At 59.8% G+C, this 20792-nt stretch carries 22 protein-coding genes and 1 pseudogene; 11 read left to right on the plus strand and 12 right to left on the minus strand.

What is annotated here, in order from left to right; translation table 11 throughout:
* Window positions 1-382: pseudogene (locus GEU84_RS20200) on the minus strand (hypothetical protein); the annotation flags it as partial.
* Window positions 383-693: 311 nt separating this feature from the next.
* Between GEU84_RS20200 and GEU84_RS20205 the strand changes: the two are divergent.
* The 5 genes from GEU84_RS20205 to GEU84_RS20225 all read left to right on the plus strand — a co-directional run bounded on the left by GEU84_RS20205 (window position 694) and on the right by GEU84_RS20225 (window position 5539).
* Entirely contained in the window at window positions 694-963 is a 270-nt protein-coding gene (locus GEU84_RS20205; RefSeq protein WP_152828721.1) for a helix-turn-helix transcriptional regulator, read from the plus strand.
* 10 nt (window positions 964-973) lie between these two features.
* Window positions 974-1168 carry a hypothetical protein gene (locus tag GEU84_RS20210; protein ID WP_152828722.1) on the plus strand — a complete coding sequence of 65 codons (195 nt, stop codon included), beginning with the start codon at window positions 974-976 and terminating at the stop codon, window positions 1166-1168.
* A complete protein-coding gene (locus GEU84_RS20215) occupies window positions 1165-2022 on the plus strand; it encodes a helix-turn-helix domain-containing protein (RefSeq protein ID WP_152828723.1) in 858 nt (285 codons plus the stop codon). The genes GEU84_RS20210 and GEU84_RS20215 overlap by 4 nt, the downstream gene beginning before the upstream one ends.
* 19 nt (window positions 2023-2041) lie before the next feature.
* Window positions 2042-2551, plus strand: a complete 510-nt coding sequence (locus GEU84_RS20220; protein WP_174540081.1) for a DUF6362 family protein — start codon at window positions 2042-2044, stop codon at window positions 2549-2551.
* A 756-nt stretch (window positions 2552-3307) separates the two neighbouring features.
* A complete protein-coding gene (locus tag GEU84_RS20225) occupies window positions 3308-5539 on the plus strand; it encodes a polyprenyl synthetase family protein (RefSeq protein WP_152828724.1) in 2232 nt (743 codons plus the stop codon).
* Window positions 5540-5857: 318 nt separating this feature from the next.
* Here the strand turns inward: GEU84_RS20225 and yidD are convergent, their stop codons facing one another.
* The 4 genes from yidD to GEU84_RS20245 form a co-directional block, all read right to left on the minus strand.
* A complete protein-coding gene (yidD, locus tag GEU84_RS20230) occupies window positions 5858-6211 on the minus strand; it encodes a membrane protein insertion efficiency factor YidD (RefSeq protein ID WP_152828725.1) in 354 nt (117 codons plus the stop codon).
* 13 nt (window positions 6212-6224) lie between these two features.
* Window positions 6225-7466: a hypothetical protein gene (locus tag GEU84_RS20235; protein WP_152828726.1), complete on the minus strand. Its 1242-nt coding sequence runs from the start codon at window positions 7464-7466 to the stop codon at window positions 6225-6227.
* Window positions 7463-7771: a hypothetical protein gene (locus GEU84_RS20240; RefSeq protein ID WP_152828727.1), complete on the minus strand. Its 309-nt coding sequence runs from the start codon at window positions 7769-7771 to the stop codon at window positions 7463-7465. Before GEU84_RS20240 ends, GEU84_RS20235 begins: the two co-directional genes overlap by 4 nt.
* A gap of 221 nt (window positions 7772-7992) precedes the next feature.
* Window positions 7993-8340: an Arm DNA-binding domain-containing protein gene (locus tag GEU84_RS20245; protein WP_152828728.1), complete on the minus strand. Its 348-nt coding sequence runs from the start codon at window positions 8338-8340 to the stop codon at window positions 7993-7995.
* Between GEU84_RS20245 and GEU84_RS20250 the strand changes: the two genes are divergently transcribed.
* Window positions 8339-8512: a hypothetical protein gene (locus tag GEU84_RS20250; protein ID WP_174540082.1), complete on the plus strand. Its 174-nt coding sequence runs from the start codon at window positions 8339-8341 to the stop codon at window positions 8510-8512. The genes GEU84_RS20245 and GEU84_RS20250 overlap by 2 nt on opposite strands.
* Before the next feature lie 139 nt (window positions 8513-8651).
* On the opposite strand, the gene GEU84_RS20255 is transcribed toward GEU84_RS20250, so the two are convergent.
* Window positions 8652-9200 (minus strand): hypothetical protein, encoded by a 549-nt coding sequence (locus tag GEU84_RS20255; RefSeq protein WP_152828729.1) that lies wholly within the window; start codon window positions 9198-9200, stop codon window positions 8652-8654.
* A gap of 12 nt (window positions 9201-9212) precedes the next feature.
* Window positions 9213-9434, minus strand: a complete 222-nt coding sequence (locus tag GEU84_RS20260) for a hypothetical protein (protein WP_152828730.1) — start codon at window positions 9432-9434, stop codon at window positions 9213-9215.
* Between the two features lie 483 nt (window positions 9435-9917).
* On the opposite strand from GEU84_RS20260, the gene GEU84_RS20265 reads away from it, so the two are divergent.
* The 5 genes from GEU84_RS20265 (at window position 9918) to GEU84_RS20285 (ending at window position 15410) form a co-directional block, all read left to right on the plus strand.
* Window positions 9918-10232 carry a hypothetical protein gene (locus tag GEU84_RS20265; protein ID WP_152828731.1) on the plus strand — a complete coding sequence of 105 codons (315 nt, stop codon included), beginning with the start codon at window positions 9918-9920 and terminating at the stop codon, window positions 10230-10232.
* Between the two features lie 68 nt (window positions 10233-10300).
* Window positions 10301-11101 carry a WD40 repeat domain-containing protein gene (locus GEU84_RS20270; protein WP_152828732.1) on the plus strand — a complete coding sequence of 267 codons (801 nt, stop codon included), beginning with the start codon at window positions 10301-10303 and terminating at the stop codon, window positions 11099-11101.
* Window positions 10993-12114 (plus strand): caspase family protein, encoded by a 1122-nt coding sequence (locus GEU84_RS20275; RefSeq protein WP_420899298.1) that lies wholly within the window; start codon window positions 10993-10995, stop codon window positions 12112-12114. Before GEU84_RS20270 ends, GEU84_RS20275 begins: the two co-directional genes overlap by 109 nt.
* Window positions 12115-12145: 31 nt before the next feature.
* On the plus strand, window positions 12146-13618 hold the full coding sequence (locus tag GEU84_RS20280) for a hypothetical protein (RefSeq protein WP_152828734.1): 1473 nt from the start codon (window positions 12146-12148) through the stop codon (window positions 13616-13618).
* 28 nt (window positions 13619-13646) lie between these two features.
* The gene (locus tag GEU84_RS20285) at window positions 13647-15410 is read left to right on the plus strand and encodes a caspase family protein (RefSeq protein WP_152828735.1); all 1764 of its coding nucleotides are present in this window, start codon (window positions 13647-13649) and stop codon (window positions 15408-15410) included.
* Between the two features lie 52 nt (window positions 15411-15462).
* Here GEU84_RS20285 and GEU84_RS20290 read toward each other — a convergent pair whose 3' ends face one another.
* The 5 genes from GEU84_RS20290 to GEU84_RS20310 form a co-directional block, all read right to left on the minus strand.
* Window positions 15463-16047: a PA14 domain-containing protein gene (locus GEU84_RS20290; protein ID WP_174540083.1), complete on the minus strand. Its 585-nt coding sequence runs from the start codon at window positions 16045-16047 to the stop codon at window positions 15463-15465.
* Between the two features lie 11 nt (window positions 16048-16058).
* Window positions 16059-17159 (minus strand): hypothetical protein, encoded by a 1101-nt coding sequence (locus GEU84_RS20295; protein WP_152828737.1) that lies wholly within the window; start codon window positions 17157-17159, stop codon window positions 16059-16061.
* On the minus strand, window positions 17159-19042 hold the full coding sequence (locus GEU84_RS20300; protein ID WP_152828738.1) for a caspase family protein: 1884 nt from the start codon (window positions 19040-19042) through the stop codon (window positions 17159-17161). The genes GEU84_RS20295 and GEU84_RS20300 overlap by 1 nt, the downstream gene beginning before the upstream one ends.
* A gap of 36 nt (window positions 19043-19078) precedes the next feature.
* The gene (locus GEU84_RS20305) at window positions 19079-19987 is read right to left on the minus strand and encodes a hypothetical protein (RefSeq protein ID WP_152828739.1); all 909 of its coding nucleotides are present in this window, start codon (window positions 19985-19987) and stop codon (window positions 19079-19081) included.
* Window positions 19988-20151: 164 nt separating this feature from the next.
* Window positions 20152-20781 carry an OmpA family protein gene (locus GEU84_RS20310; RefSeq protein WP_152828740.1) on the minus strand — a complete coding sequence of 210 codons (630 nt, stop codon included), beginning with the start codon at window positions 20779-20781 and terminating at the stop codon, window positions 20152-20154.
* Window positions 20782-20792 lie beyond the last annotated feature (11 nt).

Below are 20792 nucleotides of genomic sequence, written 5' to 3' on the forward strand. Positions count from 1 at the left end.
TGCCCTCACGGGCCTGATATGAGAGCCACTGGCGGGTAGCATGAACCCAAGCAGGCAAAAAGACCTGCTGCGAACCCCTCACATCGCTGGTGGCGGTTGGTGCAGGAGTTTCCACACAGCCTAGGCCATTCGGCGTCAGGCGCGCCTCGGTGAGGTAGATTTTCTTGGCGCCCTTGCCGAACGGCCGGAACAACGGGCGGACCGCGCAGCCTGGCACGCTGATCAGGCCCGCGACGCATTCCTCGCCCAACATGATCTGCGAGACTCCGGTCACCAGATCGAGTTCGTCGGCGATGGCGTTGTTCACCACCTGCGTCACGCTGCATCCCCAACGCACCGAAACCTCTAGAATCGAATAGAAAACCTGCGCCGGAAACGCCATGCCTGCCTCCTTGTTTGACCGCCGGTATGGCCGTGACCTCGGGTCGAACGAGACCAAGCCCCAGCCTCTCGGTGGGGTGACCATCTGGCGATTCTGGTTGTGAACTGCTCTCCCCGAAGTTGTCAGAGTTCCATGTTTGTTCATAATGAAATCGGAGCCTCAGACAGCGAAACGCTGTGGATAAAAGTCCGGAATAATTACCCGGTTTGTTTCCGCCGGTTTCCGCCTCTTTGCCGGTGCCCTGCCCGTGCTTGTCTTGACTCACTGATTTCAGCGCGCCGATCCGGGAGCGCTGGCGAGGGAGAAAAGACATGAAAAAGATTGACTTAAGCGCTACTGAAGATGCCGCGCCGGAGGTGGATTCCGGCCTGCTGGTTGGCTGGCTGAACCGCACCGACCTCGCCCGGGAACTGACCCTGTCAGTGGACACCCTGCAGCGCTGGGAGACCCGGCGCATGGGCCCGCCCTGCGTCCGGGTGGGCCGCAAGGTGCTTTACCGCATGGAGGCCGTCCGGGACTGGCTGCGTGAGCAGGAGGCCCGCAAGGCGGGTGTCAGCCGCGCTGTCGCCGGTCGGCGTTGAGGGGGCGATCATGGCACGGATCACCCCCGACGGCGCTTTGCCAATCACCGCGCTGATCGCCGAGGCCCAGCGCGAACTGGACATGCGTCATCAGTATTATTGGTCCCGGGTTCGGGCGGGCAAAATGCGCCAGGATGACGCTGACAAGCGCATCGCCCTGATGCAGGCCATCGTAAAACGCCTGACCGTCACGGCGGCGCTATGAGCCACAAGGCCACCAATTGGGCGATCCAGCAGCGCGGGTTAAGCCCCGTGACCAAGCTGGTGCTGTGGTATCTCTGCGACCGGCATAACCCGGATTTCGGGTGCTTCCCGTCGCAGGACCAGTTGGCGGCCGATGCCGAAATCTCCCGCGCGTCGCTGAACACCCACCTCGAAAAGCTGGAAACCGCCGGGCTGATTAGGAGGCAGCGGCGGGTCGACCAGGTCACCCGGAAGCAAAAATCCACCCGCTATGTCTTGGGCTTCGAGGACGATTTCGGGGGCGAGCCGTGTCCAGAATCTGGACATGGAAAACCGCAAAAGCCGTGTCCAGATTTTAGCAAGAGCCGTGTCCAGATTCTGGACACTAACCTTGTAAGAGAACCAGTAACTACTACCGCGTGTGACGCAGGCGCGAGCGGCGTTGCCGAAGCGGCTTGCCTCGCAGCCTGCGGCGAAGGGCTGACCCCAACTGCCAGGGCGGCGATCACCACCACCCGGCCGGTGATCGATGCCTGGCTTGCCGCAGGCTATGACCTCGCAACCGACATCCTGCCCACGCTTGCCGCGCGGACCAAGCGCCAACGTGCCGACCCGATCCGGACATGGGCGTATTTCTCGACGGCGATTGCCACGCGCCATGCCCAAAGGACAGCGCTGGCGGCGAAGGCGAAAAGTGCTGGGGAAACGAAGACGGTGCCCACGCTCACCGCCCATGAAATTTTGCTGCGAACAGCCGAGTGGATCAACTCCGGCCGCTTCGTCCCGCCCAGCGCGGTGAACAACACCACGCGGGATGCCCTGCTGCGGGCCGGGCTGGTGACCGAGGCCGCGCTGCGTGCCCGCCAGATTTATTGAACCCCCGAAGGAGAACCGAATGCCCCTGAGCCCCCGCGACATCGAGGATCGCTTCGAGGAAGCCGCCTACACCCTGCGACGCCTGCCCGAGAAAGACCGCCCCCGCGGCTATGGCGGGTCGTGGCCGTCGGTCGTGCAGGAGGCCAAACACGCCTACGGCTACACGCCCGAGGCCCCGATGCGGGTGATCCCCAGCGCCGCCGCGATCACCCGTATGGAGGAATGCTTCGACTGGCTGATGTTGATCGCCCCCGAGGATGCGCGGATCGTCTGGCTGCGGGCGGACGGGATGCGCTGGCGGCAGGTCTGCATCCGTGCCGGGGTTGTACGATCAAACGCCTGGCGGCGTTGGGCGGCCGCACTTTTGACGATTGCGAAGAAGCTGAATTCTCAAACGAAAACAAAGCGCAAGCTGAGGGTGCCGGATGAACCCCGCGCAATCCCGCGCGAAAGCGTGGTCAACACGCAGGATAACCCGCAGAACAGGTTGAACTTCAGGCGAGACATTTCTTCCGGTTCTGAGGCATAAAAGCGATAGGCTGGTGGAACATATGGGCGACAGATCGACTGCTTCCCCAAGCCCTTATCAGGCGCTGCCCCTCGCTCCCCCGGCCTTGGTTCCACCCTGGCCGGACCTGTATGCGGGGGGCAGAGGCGCGGTAAGTCTCTAGCGTCAAACATTTTTTCTGGGTTCGCACCTTTGGGTGCGCGGTTCGCAGGTACGCACCCTGCGTCTGAATGCGCGCCCGCAATCTGATCAACATCGCAACCGCCCTGCCCGGCCCGCCCTCTCGTGCCTACCCCGCCACGGAACCGCCCGCCCCCGGCGATTCTACCCTGCCCCACCTTGTCCGGCCCGGTGTTCTTCACCCTGCCTCTTTCCATGCCCGGAGATCATCCATGAGCCACGCTGCGACCACCTGGGCCGTCCAGCGGCGCGGGCTGGTCTGGCGGGTGGTTTGAACTGATCGCATCGGCACCTCTGGCTTCCGAATTACACAAGGCAAGCGCAGCCCCTTCAGTGCAACCAAGCCGGCTCGCTGCTGGCTGGATCGCAGCGCGGAACTTCGGCGTCGTGGTCGCCTGCTTGTGCAGCGAGATTAGTATTCTCCCACCCCCTCCCGAACCTCGCGCAAGATCGATCTTGCCATGAAAATGGAAAACCGCCGACGGTCTGCGTGATCATCCGGGATGGAAAAACTGTTCCAACTTGCTCTCTATCTAGCGGCTTGCTATCAAAGGCCCGCTACCGATCGACATCAGCAAGATTCTTAGGGCTAGCGAATTGATCATTTCAAGACTCGAAGCAAAAGTCGCCGCGACGTCAAACAGGGTCGCTGGCGCCGCAAAACCAAATGCCGAACATCACAGATTTCTTCATTTTTGCAATCAAGTTGTCGACGACAAACTCAGCTCAATCAAGCTACCAACTTCCAAACAAGTCCTCGACTATCAGCAACTTCGAGATACAGGAACTTTTGCTCCATCTCGTGATCCAAGCAGCATGTTCTTCTTGGACACCGCGCGCCGCAGCGACCAAAGAACCCGCGCAAGGATCGCAAAAGTAATAGAGAGTGACGTGGCGGCTCTTCTACTAAATGGTCGCTCAATACCAAGGGCTCAATTGACCCTCCTACACAGATTCACTGACTATTCTCGATTTGTCCCATATATCGAAGCGATAATGCAACGACGCTCGCTCATCAATCAGATACTGAGCGACATTCCCCGATCGGCGGCTCGTAGTGGTGCGCTGATGAAGTTCGCCCGCATGATATTGGGCGCCGCAATTGTATATGAAACGTATCGGGGCCTCGGTCGATCATCATGCTTATCGGCCCAGTACGTAGTCGACGTAGGCTTATGTTTTGGTGTCGGCTACTCAGTTTTTGACACTATCTTCGACAATAAGGACTTGATTCCAGACTCACGCCGACGATTCTTCAATCAGGGAGTAAGAACAATTTTCGACTCAGCGAATTTTGAGTCGAGATATGCAATTCCGTTCCCAGCGCTCCGGCGAACCAAAGACTTGCTCCACGAACTCGAACAGCTCAATGAATTTCGTAGTGCACAAAGTTTGCTTGCAAGATTTGCCGACAGTCAGTTCAATCCAGATACCAATGTCCGGCTTTCGAAAAACCAAGATTTAGATGCTCAAGAACTCCTTCGCTCTACTTGCCGACAGTCGACGTTGGCCAGGGCAAGTATGGCAGCATGCTTTGGAGTCGCTTTTTCAGATCAAGAACTCGAGCAGCTTTCATCGGTTGCGATGCATAATCAACTTGTAAACGACATAGAGGGCGTCGTCGAAGATGCAAACAATTGCGTAACCGTGTACGTAGACAAGCGGATAGCTTCAAGCGGCATGGCATACTTATATGCGGCAACACAGGATGTCGTCGATGCGCAAAATCCTGCCTTGCGCTCGGCCACAAGAGAAATTTTGCACTTGCGCATATTGGAAGGACTTTCTTGGGCTAACAAGACAATGCGAGACGACGAACTTTCAGAGAGACTTAGGCATTGGCTACGGTCAAACTTGGATTCAAACATAGACTCAGATGCCGATATCATTCTTGAGGCATCCAAGAGGGTCACAGATGTGCACAAAGAGTATGCTGTGCTTAGGTCGATTAGTAGAGGCATGCATCGCGCTCGCAGAGAGTCAATTTCAACTAGGATGACTGGCATTCGATCGCTTCTCAGCGCAGTCAATAAGAATGTAGTAGGACTTGAATTCGAACTCAATGCCTTAAGGCAATCAGACGCCGCGAGCTATGCGCTCAAACAGCCGGCAAGTCGGGTAAGGTCGCACCTGTTTTTGGAGGTTGTACGGCGCCTTGGGGGTTCAACACAAGGCGTCATAGGTTTGGCCTGCGCAATTGAACTGCTCCACACTGCTTCGTTAATAATTGATGATCTGCCGTCGCATGACAATGCAATGCAGCGCCGTGAGCGACCGTGTCTCCACCTAAAATTTGGCGAAGACGTGGCCGTTCTCACAGCATTTGAACTCGTTTCTGCCAGCTTCACGTTGCTCGGACGTTTTGACGCAGCCAATGGCCATAAACCAAATAGCATCGGTCTTTGTGACCGCCTGCTGCGGGGCCCCGCTGGAATGCTTCAAGGTCAGTTGCGCGATTTGAGGTCACGGTCTAGTGAGCCCTCCCACAAGTGCGAGGAACTTCGTGCACTCGTAAAAAGCAATTACCAGAAGAGTGGCGCGCCGTTTCGTTTTGTCCTGGAGCTGGCAGCCATGGCTACCGGCAACGATGTTCTGCAGGCACCACTAGGGCGAATTGGGCTGCGTCTTGGCTATTTGTATCAATATGGTGATGACGTAGAAGACGGAGACGTCGCAGTTCACGATACAAAAGCAAAAGAGCTCGCCAATCTAGCGATAGAGAAGATTGCCAGGGAAACAGAGAACTCAAACATGGATTCTGGCCTACGACGCTTGCTTAATGATCTCGGTCATCATTTCGGCAGGCTCCGTTCCGACTCGGAGCGATGAGTTCTCTGTTACTCGCTAAGTTTTTCAATACGACTTGGCTGCTTGCGCGTTTGCTGCCGTGCTTTTGTGCTATCCATCGTGTTGGCCCTACCGGTGCGTTTAACCCGGTTAGTCAACTATGCATACCTTGTTCAGCGCAACTAACGCGGCGAGCGAATTAATACATATTCAAATACTGTTCAGTTCAAAACAGTGCAATCATCAGCATAGAAACTTGGAGACTAAAAACGAGGTGAGACGTTATTTACGAAAGGCACTCCTGGGAGCGCAACCAGCATCTTACTAACCATTGGCTCCGCGCATTTTTTAAGGAATCGTTCATTTACAGGTCTCACCCAGTATACAAGGGTCTGGTGTGCAGCCGCATCCGGCGAGCAACATAACACTTCCACCGGCGACTAAGAACGTTTTACCATTCTTCTGAAGGAAACGATCATCGTCCTTCGCTACCATTTCGGCGCAATTGCAACGCTCCAGCTGTGCAAAGCACGACCGGACCGCCGGAATGATGGGCTGCTCTTCAAGGGCTTGCATCATGATCGTCGAGCAGCTGTCGCCGCGGTAAACCGCTTTGTAGGCGCACTTGAAACCCTTCTTGTCATCGATGTACAGCTTATAGAAGCGCAGCCCTGCCAGAGCGAGCTCATTGAGCATCCGAAACTTCTTTTTCACGTCCAAACCCCCTCTAACTTCCGATCGAACCGCTCAACCTGTCGGCTATGGCAATGTTTGCATGTGACGCTATCACAGACAAGGCATAGGGCCCAAGAGCCTCAAGTTCGGTATTTAGAATTTCTGCACGGGTCATCAACCAGTCTTCTGGGACTCTGTCATTCAGCAGAACGTCGCAGCTTGAGATTGCGAAGGAAGTTGGGGTAACATTGTCTACGGCAACAGAAGACACTCCGGTAAAGATCGGGAACTGTTCTGAGCCAACCAGAGTGAATCCTAGCTCTGGTTTCGCCACGCCGTTCGCAAAATAGTAGTATCCGGTTACTCGCCGCGCTTGGCCAACACCCCCCGTTTCGCGATCTGGAATTGTTACAAGGCGGTCTTCGATGTATACTGCCTCACGGTTGGGACGCTGACCGGATAGATGCCTCGTCTCAACGCAGAACCCAGAACCTCCCTCGTAAAGGCGCCGGTATAGCGGATCCTTGTCAAGTATGTGTTGCAATTGTTCATCGTATAGCTGGATGTGACGCGCTAGCGTTGCGCTCAGAACACCACCTTCGCTCGTGGCGCTCTCGAGAAACTCGGATACATCGATGAGAAGAGTGTCTACCTGACGGCTAAAGGAATCTTCAACTCCTTGGCTGGAATTTAGTGTTTCGCTTACAGCGACCATCAGGCGTTTCGATTGATCCAACGCTGAGATTGACAGCAGAAAACTGGGCGCCAGAGCGGCGGAGCGCTGAGCAATCGGAATAATACTGCTCGCAGCCAAAATAATTCGCTCTCGAATCTGTGGTAATTGCACTCTGTGTGAGTCAGTATCCGACTCCGAGAGTGATTGTTCACCCAAATCGGGGTGCAATCGAGCGAGACTTTCGAGTTGCCGCAAGATCGAAGCGACTTCGATAGAGAACGCCTGTTGTGGCAGCATATCGAAGCGCTCATCAATCATCACGAGTGCGGCCTGGACGTCCTCCAGCTGCGCCTCGATTTCCGACAGTGTAGACTTGATTTCGCGAAGAGCTTGTGCGCTTTCTTGAAGACTCTTTTGAGTGGAGCCTTTAGTATCAACGAAAGCATCATCGAAAACATTCATTGCTGCGGATAAGTCTCCTACAATAGCCGCCCCTTCCCGGCCATAATTTAGAGCCTGTCGTCCGACCTCAGCGAATTGTGCAAGCGACATACGGGCGCTGGCTACTAGCGGGTTGAGAGCGATAGCAAGCGAGAACACGGTGGTTCGAAGGATCATGTCATACCGTCCAGATGTGCCAACCATCTATCATAAAGGGGCTTGTCTAGCTTTTCAGTCGAATGAAACCACAGAATCAGGGGGCGATGCAAGTTGCGATGAGAGCTGCTCAGGGTTTGCCTGAAGCTTGCTTGGTTGTGTCCTAGCTGGCTCCCGCTGCCGGGATCGTCGTCAGACGTCGCTCCGTGTCTTCGGTCATCATTCGCCTTGCGCACCGCGGAATCGACGCCAACAGTCTTCTCGTCCAGCCCGGCAATCCGGTCCAGAACGAGGTGCGCCAGACTGCGGACAGCGGCAGGGATCATGCTGTTATGCGGAAAAGGACGAACCGGGAAAAGAGATCATCGACGGCGTCACATGCGAACTCCGCAAGAAGCTGGTCAACGCTCTGGACGGACATCACCGGATCGAGACTGTTTGGGGTCGGAGGTCTGGGGTCGGGGTATGTGCTTCAAGACCGAAAAACCTACTCCTTACTAGGCTGCTGAGGTGAGCTGCTGCCGGTTTCGTGGATATCGAACTGCAGCTAAAGCCGCAACTTCGGCAGGTGTTCGTCGATGTATCGCTCGACCAGTTCATCGACGGTGGGCGCGTGCCGGGCATTGGTCCGCGTGTCCATTGGGTCTTCGCCGCGATCGATGTCGCGCTTGAGGCGCTTGGCCTCTTCCCGGGCGGCGATCACCGACCAGCTGAGCCACGTGCCGATCGTCATGCGCCGCTGCCGCCCGGCGGCGCGGTAGATCAGAATGAAGGTCTTGCGGCCGGACTCGAACACGCAATGCCCGAAGCCCGCGCAGGCCTCGTCGAAGATCACATACTTGCGTGTGCCGATTTCGGCAGCCTTTACAACGCGTTCGGTCAGATGCGTTCCCATGCGGGCCCTCCAGTTCACGCCGACTGAGGATCGAGAATCGGCAAAGAAAAACCTGCTCCACGCCGGGTTCCGGCAGAGAGACAGGCCGCATGAACAGCTGATCCCGCAGAACAAGGACAGGATCATGACTCTGCCACAGAATATCATCGGCGTCGATGTTGCAGAAAACTGACTTGACGTGTTTTACCTCGCCACCGCGAAGGCGGAGCGGATTACCACGTCAAAACAGGCCCTTGCGCGGTTTTCCAAGGGCGCGAAAGGCTGTCTCGTTGTACTGGAAGCCTCTGGCGGTTACGAGCGGCCGCTGATCTTCATGCGGTCACCTGCGCGCGGGCAGTGATGGCGATCAAGCAGAGGTCGCGGTAGCGCGCCATCGCCTTCGGGCTAGACGAGACCGGGTTGATTTCGAACGCCTGCAGGGCGGCGATATCGCCCGCCTCAGCCAAGGCCACGATCTGGGCCAGCTTGGCGCGGAAGCGGGCGTGGGTCGGCTTGGAGAAGTCTGGGGCCGTCGGCAGGGTGCCTGTCTGCGCAAGATCGACGTCGGCCTGCCGCTTGCAGACAACCGGGGCGGGCGCGGCCTTCGACTCGTCGACCGGCGCGTCGATCGGCTCGCCCGCTGGATCGGGGTTGCCGTAGTCCAATACCAAGGTCAGCCGGGCCTCGGCTTGATCGCAAGTCTCGGCCGTCATGATCGACGTGAAGGCAAGGGCGGCGCGCTCGGCGCCAATCCTTGCCGTCAGCAAGCGGGCGAAGTTGTCGCCCGCCTTCTTGGCGCTGGCGATGGGTTCAATTGGCGTGTCGGAGAGGCGCTGGGCGAGCGTGTCGATCTTCGCGGCGGTAAGGGCTTTGGTTTTCATGGGTTCGTTCCTTCAGGCGTTGGTGATGTGGGCGGAATGCCCGAGGCTGGTGACCGCGTAGATCATCGTGCGGCCGTCATCGATCGCCGCGCCAAAGGCCTGCGCTTCTGAGAGGGTCGCGAATTGCTCGCGCGTGCGGGTGGCGGGCGTCCGGCCCCGGGCGGCGACAAAGTGGGCGGCGTTCTTCAGGCAGAATTCTTCGTGTGTTGTCAGGGGCTTCGTGGCGGTCTTCATGGCGGTCTCCGTTGCGTTGCGATGGCTGCAGACAGCGGTTGAGACCAAAAGAAAGCAACTCATAAGTCACTGACAAAACTGTATTTTATCCCGAAGCCACATGTCAGTCATCGGGCTTTATCAGAGAAAGCCACTCGCCTTTTCTCTTGTGGCGGAGATTGACGCGGGTCCGGGTGGTGATACTTTTCGCAAAAGCGAGTCCGGGAAATGGCCGTGCAGGCAGCCAGGACCACACAGATTGCTGGTCTCAAACGAACGCTCGCCAAGGTCTCCACGAACAAAATAGAAACTGATCGGCCGGTGTTCGCAATAGTCTTAACCCATCGGAAATCTGTTCCGGGATTGGGCGGTCTGCGTTTTTTCGACATCTAAGCTGCGAAAACTGCCTTGGCCTTTCCATTGAATAAGTGGGGACGAAAACGCTCCCTTGAAAACTGGCAAACTCTGGCAGCACAAGCGATGCCTTATGAAGGAGACGTTCCGATGAATTTGATCACCCCCTCACACCGCGCTGTATGCGGTTCCATGACCGCCCTGGTTGTTGCGGCCGCGCTGGGCGGCAGTTCGGCGCATGCCGAAAGCTGGGCTGAAACCCAGAACCGCCTCGCTTACGAATATAAGATGGAGATGACCCATCCCGATTCCGAAACCAATCGTCAACGCCGCAGTGAAAGCAACAGTGTCGCTCCGTCGGGCGGCGGCACTGGCGGAGTGGGGGAGGCGGTCGGCGCGGTTGTTGTGGTCGGCTTGATCTGTTTCTTTGTTTCCGACTGTCGCGAACAGTTCACTGGGGAATAGCCCCGGCGAGACTAAAGTAAGACACCGGACCGAGGATTCGGTCCGGTGGTATCGCGTTGGGGGCAAAAATGATCGGGATTGACTGGATTTCGCGGTGGTTGCGGCAGATTGCGCTAGGATTGGCGGTGATTGTCACGCCGGTTGCAAGCGCGGCGCAGGACCTTTTGCAGGTTCTAATCGGGCATGAGGATCGCGTCCGCTCCGTCGCCTTCAGTCCGGATGGGCTGCAGGTGCTGACGGGGGGCGATGACTATACTGCCCGGCTGTGGGACGCCGCGACGGGGGCGGAGATCTGGCGCTTCACTGGGCATAACGGCTGGGTCAACGCTGTCGCCTTCAGCCCGGACGGGCGGCAGGTGCTGACCGCGAGCCCAGACGGCACTGCCCGGCTGTTGGACGCAGCTACCGGGGCAGAGGTACGGCACTTCATCGGGCATCGGGGCTCAGTAGTCTCCGTCGCCTTTAGCCCGGATGGGCGGCAGGTGCTAACCGGGAGCAATGACGATACCGTCCGTCTTTGGGACGCCGCCACGGGGGCGGAGGTTCGACGCTTTAGAGCGTATTATGAGGGCTGGATCAACTCCGTCGCCTTCAGTCCGGACGGGAGGCAGGTGCTGACCGGGAGCGGAAACGGCACCACGCGACTGTTGGACCCCGCCACAGGGGTAGAAGTCTGGCGCTCCAAATCGCAATATGGCCCGATCTCTTCCGTCGCCTTCAGCCCGGACGGACGGAAGGTGCTTATCGGGAACGGTCTATCATTCGCTGTGCTGTCGGACGCCGCGACGGGGGCAGAGATACGACGCTTCACGGGCATGGAAGCTCGGTCCTCTCCGTCGCTTTCAGCCCGGACGGGCGGCACGTGCTGACCGGGAGCGATTACAATACCGTCTGGCTTTGGGACACCGAGACCGCAGAGCAGCCTCGAACGTTCGGTGGCCATACCAGATCTGTCTATTCGTTAGCCTTCAGCCCGAACGGTCGCCTGATCGCTACGGCGAGCGGCGACGGAACCGTGCGGATCTGGTCGAACCCGGTTGGCCCCGCGCCGACCACGCAGGCCGTGGCCCCACAGGCAGAAAGTGTCGAGCGGCGCACGGGCGTGCCGCGACCGAACGCACTGGTTCTGGTGATCGGCAACAAAAACTATGCCCACGCTCCAGAGGTCCGCTTTGCCGACCGGGACGCCAAGGCGATGGCGGACTGGTTCCGCGACGTGCTGGGGGTGCTGCCAGAAAACGTGCTGGAAGAACACGACGCAAGCTCGGTCCGAATGGCGCAGCTGTTTGGCACCAGTGCCGTGCCCAAGGGCGAGATCCACAACCGCGCGCGTTTTGCCGACGAGGTTATCGTCTACTATTCCGGTCATGGCGTGCCCTTTGTGCCGGAACAGGGGCGGCCGCTTGGTCACCTGCTGCCAGTCGACGTGCCAGCGGCAGAGCCGCGGTTCGGCGGCTATCCGCTGGATCTGCTGATCGCACAGCTGCAGCTTTTGCCGGTCAATCAGGTGACCGTCCTGCTCGACGCCTGCTTTTCCGGCTTGACCCAAGGCGAGGGCGGCGCAGTACCGATGACTTCGGCCGGTTTTGCCGTCGGGGTGGCTGCACCGGTGCACGAGGCCAAGGTCTCGGTCCTTTCCGCGACCGCCTTCGAACAGCCGCAATTCGCCCACTGGCTGGTGGACCGGCAGCATGGTGCGTTCACATGGTATGCGCTCGAGGGCCTGGGTGGCGCCGCGGACCGCGACGGCGACGACCGCATCGGGTTCCGAGAACTTGGGACCTATATCGACGAACGGCTGGCAAAAAGCGGACTGCAGCAGACCCCGAGCTTCACCCGTAGCAGCGGCGATCCGTTGATTGTCGAACTGGCGCGGCCCTGACGTAACCCGCTTGTCATTGTAGGACCTTGTCATGACCATCCTTTTCCACGCGGCCCGATCTGCAACGCTTGCACTCGGCCTCCTAATCGCGGTGCCTGCCGTCGCCGACCCGGCGGGCGAGGCCGAACTGGCCCAACAACTGACAGCGGGGACACCACAGGGGGCCATCCGCCTTGGTGCGCGGATCGTGCTGGTGCCGCCCCAGGCGGACGCCAGCCCGATCGCCACCGACGCCCTAGAAGCGACCATGTCGCGGGTGGCGCTTGAATTCAAAAATGCGCTGTCCAACAAACCGGAAATTCTGGCTGCCAGCAGCGACCTGCGGCAGACGCTCGAGACGACGCTGGCGCGCGAGGGCCTTGATGGTTGGACCAAGGCCGTCACGACGTTGGTACGGCAGAGCGCGGATTTTGCCCTCGTCGGCTCGGCTGGTCTGGTCGATGGCAAACTGACGCTCGAGCTTGCATTGCTGTCGATGCAAGACGGCAGCGTGCTGGCCCGGACGCAAGGCGTGCCCATCGACGCGCCCGCCGATCAGGCGGCCGATCCGGAGGGCGGCATTGCCTCGGCGGTCCAGAAGCTGCTCAAGGCGGCGCCGCAGGCGAGGCCAGAGATTGTTCTGATGCCGTTCGCCGATGGCGCGACCGGAATCCCGAACCTGGAAGTCGGCGCCTATCTCGCGGATATCGTTGAGGATGCCTGGCTCGAGGCTGCAAACACACAGACGGCAATGCTTGTCGACGCGCCGCCGCCACAGGTCATACGCGATACCAAGGCCATGGACGCCATCGCGTTGTCGGGAAGGATATGGCTGATCGACCAGAACCGCACCCGCCTCGTGCTGACACTCATGTCGGCGGGCATCAGTCTGGCGACGCAGGTCGTAGACATCAGCATCGTGGAGCTGCCTGCCGACCTTCGCGAAAGGCTTGACCCCAAGGCACTTGGCGGCGGTGGCGGTTTCTCGGCCGTCCGCGCGCTGCTCGGCGGTCAAAGCCCGGCGAGGCTCCAGATGGAAGTTGTTGGCGGCTCCTCGCCTGTCTTTGAGGTTTGCGAGACTCTGGACCCGGACGCGATTCAAACCTGCGACACCCTTCGCCTGACGGTGACGGCTGACGAGAGCGGCGATCTGCTGTGCTTCTCCCTTGGTGACGATCTCGAGTTCTCTCTGCTGATCCCGAACGACCTCTACGGCCCGGTGCGGCTGGAGCCGCGTCTGCCGCTCGTCGTGCCGCAAGGCCTTTTGTCGGTCGATGGCAGCATCGGCGACCCGGTGTGGTACGCTTACGGGCCGCCCGCGATGACGCTGGTCGGTTGCCTGCTCTATCGCCAGATCGACGCGCCGCTTCTTGCAACGCTGACCGAATGGAGCGGTGGACGGCTGCCTGAGGGCGACGCGAGGACGCTGGGAAACCTGCTCAAACGCTCGAACCCCCGTGCCAGCGCCGAGGCGGTTGTGCAGATCATTGACGCCGACAGCATGTCACGGTTCCGCCGTGATTGACCCATGGCTTGTAAAGGGAGACGTCCAGATGAGACTATTGATCGTTACAATTTCGATCTGCGTGATGCTGCTGTTCGGCGGTATGGCCCGGGCAGAGCGCATCCTCGTGGAGCAAACCAGCGCAATCTTCTCCTTTGCCTTCAGCCCGGACGGGCGGCAAGTGCTGACCGGGAGCACCGACAACGCCGCCCGGCTGTGGGACGCCACGACGGGGGCAGAAATCCAGCGCTTCTCCGGGCATGGCGGCGCGGTCTCCTCAGTTGCCTTAAGCCCCGACGAACGGCAGGTGCTTACCGGGGGCTATGACGCCATCGCCCGACTGTGGGACGCCGCTACCGGGGCAGAGGTCCAGCGCTTCACCAAGCATGAGGGCGACGTCAACTCGGTTGCCTTCAGCCCGGACGGGCGGCGGGTGCTTACCGGGAGCGCGGACAGCACCGCCCGGCTGTGGGACGCAGCGACGGGAGCAGAGGTCCGGCGCTTCATCGGGCATGAGTTTGGTGTCACCTCCGTCGCCTTCAGCCCGGACGGACGGCAGGTGCTGACTGGGGGCAATGACGACACCGCCCGGCTGTGGGACGCCGCAACGGGGGCGGAGGTCCGGCATTTCACCGGGCATGGAGGCTTTGTCCTTTCTGTTGCTTTCAGCCCGGATGGGCGGCAAGTGCTGACCGGGAGCGATGACGATACCGCCCGGCTATGGGACGCCGAGACAGGGGCAGAGGTCCGGCGCTTTTCCGGGCATAGGGACTGGGTCCGCTCTGTCGCATTCAGCCCGGGCGGGAGGCAAGTGCTGACCGGGGGTGAAGACGGCACCACACGGCTTTGGGACGCTGAGACCGGCGAAGAGGTCCGGCGCTTCACTGGGCATGGAAACTTGGTCACCTCCGTCGCTTTCAGCCCGGACGGGCGGCAAATTGCGACAGCATTCTATGGGCAAGGCGTCAAGGCGCGCCTGGTGCTGTTCGACCTGCCTCCGGACCTGCTTCCCGAACCACCGCGACCGCAGCGCGCCAACGTCCTTGGCATCGTCATCGGCAATAGCAGCTATGAACATGCCCCTGATGTCGACTTCGCGTTGCGCGATGCGCAGGCCTATGCGCATGTTTTTGAGCAGACCCTTGGCATCGCTCCGGAAAACCTGTTCCTGTTCGAAAACGCCAATTCCCTTGACATGCAGCGCCTGTTCGGGACGCAGGCCTCACCGCAGGGGCGCCTCTACCGCCTCGCCAAGCTTTACGACGAGATCTACATCGCCTATTCCGGCCACGGCGTGCCGTTGTTGAGCCAGGACGGTCTGGCCGAAGGCTATCTCCTGCCCGTCGACATGGCCCCAGAAGAGCCCGCCTTTGGCGGCTATGCCCTGTCGCACCTCATCGCACAGCTTGAGGCGCTGCCGGTCGAAAGGGTCACGGTGTTCCTCGATACCTGCTTCTCGGGCCTGTCCGCCGCCGGTCCGCTACAACCCGCCAATGTCTCGGCAAGCTTTGGCGTCGCCGTGGCCAGCCCGAAAACAAGCGCTCAAGTCTCGGTCCTTGCCGCCACCGCCTTCGATCAGCCGCATTACGCCCATTGGGACGTCGCGAACCAGCATGGCGTCTTCACATGGCATGTGCTTGACGGTCTGAGGGGGGCGGCCGACCTCGACCAGGACGGCACGCTGCTGTTGTCGGAACTGCATGACTACGTGGGTGATCGCGTCTACCGCGACGTCCTGCGGCGCGAAGACCGCGAGCAGACACCGTCACTCCGATCAGGCGCGGACCCGGTCTTGGTCTCGGACCTGCCGTAGGAACGACTTTTGACCCGATGCAGGGGGCGGCGGACCGAGCGCCCCTTGCAGCCTATTTTTCAATGTAAAATAGTTGCTCTTTGGAAAATACTGTCGGCAACCGGTCCAACGGACCGCGATGCAGTATTGAGAATTTTATTTCCTCCGTGGAGCCTGCATTGCAGTAGTACTCGACGCGGAATGGATAGAGCCCGGCCAACATCGTCGTGTCGTATTGCTGATTGACGACGGCACCACGAAGTTGAACTTCCTTCAGATCGACCACCCGATCTTCGTCGATATCAAAACGACCGCCGCAATTGGCATCGTTTCTTGAGCTATTGGAAATCGAGGTGACAAAAGTCTGCTCGCCGTCTTGCATGATTTGCAACAGACCAGACATCTTGATCAGCCAGAACCTGTCTTGAAACCCCTTCAAGGCGGGTTCGAGTGAGAAAACATCATGGTATCCGATTTCCGCCGCACCATCGTAGATCAATGTCGCGATCGACCGACCGGCCGCCTGTCCGTCATTGTTTGTGCGATAGAAGTCGAGAATGACCCCGGGTCGAAGGTCTTCCGCACTTACTTGGGCGTGAACAATACTGCCGATGCTGACCGCACACAGGGTCAGGGCGAAACCGCTCAGTCTTGACATATGTCGATCCTTCATTTCTGAAACTCGATTGGCTCGTGATCATCTGATTGAGGCGCGTCAGGCGCAAGAATTGGAAGCTTGCGTTCGCGGTGGGGCAGTGATCCATCGACCTGGATAGGTGCCGGTCGAACCTCGCGCTCTCCAATTATAGAACTGCCGACACTCGGCATTTCGCCAACGCACGCACTCGATACAGCTACGCGACGCATGCCGGGATCAAGAACGACTGTGTAAACCGCACTGGCAGCAGGTTCTCCCCGATGCAGCAGTGTAAGGTCCAGCAGCACGATTCCGGGGTCTTCTGTGAACGGTGTGATTTCGGCGGCCAAAGAAATACTGGCGGGGCTTTGCATCCGAACGCCGGTGTCCAGAGCGGCAATCTGTCGCCGCATCGCCTCGGTGAATGTAACGGCAAAGGCAGCGTCAAGTGCCTTGGACTCGGTGCAGCGGAAGGCCCTGGTTGAGAAGGCCAGCGCAACACTGGTCTCCGGGACAAGTATGTCGGTATGGCCAGCCAAAAACTCCGCCAAAGCCATCTCAAATGTCCGCAAGCTGTCGTTCGGTGGCCGAAGCGAGACCACCCCGAAGTCCGTGAGATTGACGGCCATCTGGCTTGGAATCGTACATCCATAGCCCCCGGCGCGTCCGAGGCTCTCAAGCGTGAGGTCCAGATGGGCAGTGTTCCCATCGACACGCCTTGCGCGGACATCGAGCTTGAAGGTCGGTGTCTCTGTCTGCCGCGTTTGGTGAAAAGCGGCATAGTCACTTTCGCCAGTGACGGCCTCATAGGTGGCGCGGCGATCGGTGAACACGATCTGTTGCACGGTGCCGACACCCCGCGCGATCTCTGCGGACAGGGCGCGCAGTTCGTGATCGAACAGTGCGGATCGACCGGGCACCAAGCCCTGCAACATCAGGAGCCGCGGACCGGGTTCCGAAGCGACAACGCATTGCGTCCAGTGTTTGTCGTCGTAGTAGTTATGGACGAGTTGGGCTATGGCCTGCGACAGCGGTGCGCCGATCCGGGCATCCTCTGCTTTTGCGACGCCCGCGCCGGACGCGATCCCGCACACCAGCGCGAAGACACACGCTCCCCGCACAGGCCGCCGCATCAATTGTCTCCGAGCAGTCGGACGACCACCGGGTCCTCGTCATTCGTGCCTTCCAGCGTCGGGCTTTGCGGTCCGATGCGGCCCGAGAACGCTTCGCGGCGCAGGGCGTCCCGCACATGGGCGTGCAGTTCGGCCATCGTGATGGCCGCATCGCCGTTGCTGTTGGCCGCGCCGTCCAGCGCCGCCATCAGATGCCAGGTGAATGCGCCGTGCTTTTCTTCGGTCAGCCAGTGCGCCATTTGCGCCCGCCCTTCCTCTTCGAAACCGGTGGCTGACAGAACAAAAACGTTTGTCGCGATGTCGGGCCGGGCGACACCGACGGCGAAGGAGCCCGAAGTCGAAGTTTGCAGCGTTCCGGCCGGAGTGGCCCCGGTAAAGCAGGCGTCGAGGAAGACCGACACGCGTTCGACCGGAACACCGGCTAGGTTACTCAGCAGTGTGTCCAGCGGGTAGGCAGTCAGCTCGGGCCTTCCCGGCAGTCCGTCGACCGGCAGCAAAAACGGCGATGGCGCGCGGCCCGAACTGGGGCCCGGCACGCCGTGGCCGGAGTAGTAGATCAGCAGTTCGGTGATGTCCGACGGGATGACATCGTGCAGAATGCCGCGCGGCACCTCGGCGGTGCCGAACCACTGCTGCATCTGGCTGAGCGTCATGTCGGACAGAACGCGGACATTGGAGGATGGAAAGCCGAGTCGTTCGACCAGCAGGCGATGCATCGCCTCGGCATCGCGGTCGGCGAAATCCACCGTCGGCACTCCGGCCTGATAGCGATGGTTGCCGATAATAAGCGCCAAGACGTCGGTCCGGGGCTGAATCGGAATCAAATCCGGTGCCGGTGGGATTACCGTCGCAGCGGATTCCACAGGGTCCAGGAGTGCGGTGATGGGCAACAGTTCTTCAGGGATTGCCCATAGCCGTGCAGTGTTGTCCGAACTTCCTGTCAGGATCTTCCGCCCGTCCGGGCTGAAGGCAACGGAGTTGACATTCTCGTCGTGCCCGGTGAGGAGCATAATCTCCGCACCAGTGGCGGTGTCCCAGAGCCGCGCGGTGTCGTCCCAGCTACCTGTCAGCACCTGGGCGCCGTTCGAGCTGAAGGCAACGGACATGACCTCGTTTCCATGCCCGTTGAAGAGCCGGATTTCTGCCCCAGTGGCGACGTTCCACAGCCGAGCGGTTTTGTCAGCGCTCCCGGTCAGCACTTGCTGCCCGTCCGGGCTGAAGGCGACCGAGCGGACAATATCCCCATGCCCGGTGAAGCGCCTGATCTCTGTACCGTTGGCGGCGTCCCAGAGTCGCGCAGTGTTGTCGATGCTCCCGGTCAGCAGCCAAGCTCCGTCCGGACTGAAGGCAACCGAGGTGACCCCGTCCCGATGCCCGGTGAAGCGTCTAATCTCCGTGCCGGTGGCGGCGTCCCAGAGCCGGGCGGTGTCGTCCATGCTCCCGCTCAGCAGCTGCCGCCCGTCCGTGCTGAAGGCAACCGAGGTGACCCAATGCCCATGCCCGGTGAAGCGCTGGACCTCTGCCCCCGTTGCGGCGTCCCATAGCCGCACGATATTGTCGGAGCCCCCTGTTAACAATCGGGTGCCGTCTAGGTTGAAGGCGACAGCGTGTACTCCGCCCACATGAACGACGAAGCGCCGGATTTCCGCTTCGGTTGCGATATCCCAAAGCAGGGCAACTCCCTCCCCACTACCAGTAAGTACCCGGTCGCCGTTTGGACCGAAGGCGACGGATCGAAGAAAGTCCGCATGCCCGATGAACCTCGCAATCTCCTGCGCTGCTGAAGGCAGGTCGGAGAGGAGCCAAAACGCCAAGCTCACTGCCATGGCGACCCAGCCCTTTCCTCTAGTGGCCTTTAAACAATGTCGGGAGTCTACTGCCATTGCTTGTCTCCTTTCCCAAGGGTTCGATCCGATCTGTCAGCGGCTTTGCAGTGGCCCCAGCCGCTCAACCTCAAGCCGATTGCTGATCGAAGCGACCCGCACCTCGACATTCATGATTTCGGCCATCAGGCGCAGGTTCTGCATCAGCCGGGCAAAGTCGCCGCAGGTTTCGTACCAATAATCGGTCTGCACGCTGTCCGACCGCAGCGGCCGATGCGCCTTGTAGCCCGAGAAGCTGATCAGATGTTCGTTGATCTGGTTCATCTCGGCATTGTCAAAGCCGCGCAGCGACACCTCGTAGGCTGTGGTCAGCCCCGCGCAGGACACCTTGGCACCATAGACCTCTTCGAGAGTTGCGGCGTCCGCCACCGGCGAAAGCTGGTCAAGACGGGTGGCCAGCACGGCACCCAGATCGGCCGCGATGCGCCGAGCCTCATCACCGACCCGCTCGATCACACATTCGCGGTCGCATTGGGCAGGCAGCGGCGGAAGCTCGCCCGGACGATAGGCAACCTCGTAATTCCCCAGCGCCTCACCCGTCGCCACATTGAGCATCCGACCCGACACGCGAATCCGGAGATCAGAGATGCCGAGCGCATTGGCAGTGTCGGCCGAGGCAAAGATCTGAAATGCCAGTACGACGTCGATCGGTGGCGGGCCAAGGCGTTCCGCAAGCGTCAACAACTCGGCATCGGTGCGGCGCACCCGACCAGGGTCGGTGATGTCCTTGGACAGGGCGGTCTCATCGTAGACTTTGAAGCCCCGAACTTGAACCTGTTCTTGCAGGGCGGCCACAACACGCGTGAATATCCGCGAATTGCGAGGAACGGTGTCGGTGTCGGCGTCTTCACCCATGATCAGCATAGTGGGCTGGTCGGCCGCAACCGCGACCGGTACCAGGGTAAGCATCGCGGCAAGAGCCAAGTTCAGAAGTCGGAAGCGCATTATTCTCTCCAATCCAGTTCAAAGAGCGGGAATCAGGCCTCGTCTTGGACCCGCCAGTGGGTCAAAATCTACAGGTCGTTCTTAGCATGACCTTGCCGTTGCGTCGCGTTGCAAGGTCTGAGTATTTCCGACGGGATGGCTTGTCGCTCAGGCGACGCAACGGCTCAGGACCCGCCGACGATCAGGATGATCTCTACGCGGCGATTAACTGCAGCGGATGGGATATCCGGGGTCTTCAGCCAGTCCTCCCCGAAGCCATGAGCGATCAGGCGTTCCGGCTTTACCCGAAAGTTCCGCAAGATATGATTGCGTACTGCATCTGATCGTCGCTGGGAAAGCGAACGGTTGTAGTCGGCGGTCCCGCTGGCATCGGTGTGCCCCGCTATCAGAAACCGGGAATCCCGAAGTTCTTCGGACTCAAGGGCCTTGGCTACCAGTTCCAGTGTGGCGGTGGACGTACCGCTCAATTGCGCACTATTCTTCTCGAAATAGACTTCCAGCTCGATCGACCGTTCGGGGGCGATGACAATTGAGATTTGCGGTGTCTGTACCTCGATCACCCTGACCGACACGGTCGGTTGTGGAGCCGTTGGAAGTACCGGATTGATCTGCACAGGAGGCAAGCTGGGTGTGCGTTGGGTCGTCGGAGCGGGCAATGATTCGGTTTGCCCAATGATCGGAGCAAGCGAGCGAATGATGGCGTTGATTTCATCCACGTCTTCGGCGGCTGCGGAAGCGGATACCGCCCCAAAGGCCAACAGGACGGCCAAGGTTCCAGATTGTATCCAGCGCATGACATCTACTC

Origin of the sequence: Fertoeibacter niger, from assembly GCF_009380135.2 — a bacterium.
Taxonomy (GTDB): domain Bacteria; phylum Pseudomonadota; class Alphaproteobacteria; order Rhodobacterales; family Rhodobacteraceae; genus Fertoeibacter; species Fertoeibacter niger.

What these genes read in the sequence shown, in the direction of transcription:
- GEU84_RS20205 (WP_152828721.1), top strand. Translation starts at nt 694, where the DNA reads ATGAAAAAGATTGACTTAAGCGCTACTGAAGATGCCGCGCCGGAGGTG.
- GEU84_RS20210 (WP_152828722.1), top strand. Translation starts at nt 974, where the DNA reads ATGGCACGGATCACCCCCGACGGCGCTTTGCCAATCACCGCGCTGATC.
- GEU84_RS20215 (WP_152828723.1), top strand. Translation starts at nt 1,165, where the DNA reads ATGAGCCACAAGGCCACCAATTGGGCGATCCAGCAGCGCGGGTTAAGC.
- GEU84_RS20220 (WP_174540081.1), top strand. Translation starts at nt 2,042, where the DNA reads ATGCCCCTGAGCCCCCGCGACATCGAGGATCGCTTCGAGGAAGCCGCC.
- GEU84_RS20235 (WP_152828726.1), bottom strand. Translation starts at nt 7,466, where the DNA reads ATGATCCTTCGAACCACCGTGTTCTCGCTTGCTATCGCTCTCAACCCG.
- GEU84_RS20240 (WP_152828727.1), bottom strand. Translation starts at nt 7,771, where the DNA reads ATGATCCCTGCCGCTGTCCGCAGTCTGGCGCACCTCGTTCTGGACCGG.
- GEU84_RS20250 (WP_174540082.1), top strand. Translation starts at nt 8,339, where the DNA reads ATGCGGGCCCTCCAGTTCACGCCGACTGAGGATCGAGAATCGGCAAAG.
- GEU84_RS20245 (WP_152828728.1), bottom strand. Translation starts at nt 8,340, where the DNA reads ATGGGAACGCATCTGACCGAACGCGTTGTAAAGGCTGCCGAAATCGGC.
- GEU84_RS20255 (WP_152828729.1), bottom strand. Translation starts at nt 9,200, where the DNA reads ATGAAAACCAAAGCCCTTACCGCCGCGAAGATCGACACGCTCGCCCAG.
- GEU84_RS20260 (WP_152828730.1), bottom strand. Translation starts at nt 9,434, where the DNA reads ATGAAGACCGCCACGAAGCCCCTGACAACACACGAAGAATTCTGCCTG.
- GEU84_RS20265 (WP_152828731.1), top strand. Translation starts at nt 9,918, where the DNA reads ATGAATTTGATCACCCCCTCACACCGCGCTGTATGCGGTTCCATGACC.
- GEU84_RS20270 (WP_152828732.1), top strand. Translation starts at nt 10,301, where the DNA reads ATGATCGGGATTGACTGGATTTCGCGGTGGTTGCGGCAGATTGCGCTA.
- GEU84_RS20280 (WP_152828734.1), top strand. Translation starts at nt 12,146, where the DNA reads ATGACCATCCTTTTCCACGCGGCCCGATCTGCAACGCTTGCACTCGGC.
- GEU84_RS20285 (WP_152828735.1), top strand. Translation starts at nt 13,647, where the DNA reads ATGAGACTATTGATCGTTACAATTTCGATCTGCGTGATGCTGCTGTTC.
- GEU84_RS20290 (WP_174540083.1), bottom strand. Translation starts at nt 16,047, where the DNA reads ATGTCAAGACTGAGCGGTTTCGCCCTGACCCTGTGTGCGGTCAGCATC.
- GEU84_RS20295 (WP_152828737.1), bottom strand. Translation starts at nt 17,159, where the DNA reads ATGCGGCGGCCTGTGCGGGGAGCGTGTGTCTTCGCGCTGGTGTGCGGG.
- GEU84_RS20300 (WP_152828738.1), bottom strand. Translation starts at nt 19,042, where the DNA reads ATGGCAGTAGACTCCCGACATTGTTTAAAGGCCACTAGAGGAAAGGGC.
- GEU84_RS20305 (WP_152828739.1), bottom strand. Translation starts at nt 19,987, where the DNA reads ATGCGCTTCCGACTTCTGAACTTGGCTCTTGCCGCGATGCTTACCCTG.
- GEU84_RS20310 (WP_152828740.1), bottom strand. Translation starts at nt 20,781, where the DNA reads ATGCGCTGGATACAATCTGGAACCTTGGCCGTCCTGTTGGCCTTTGGG.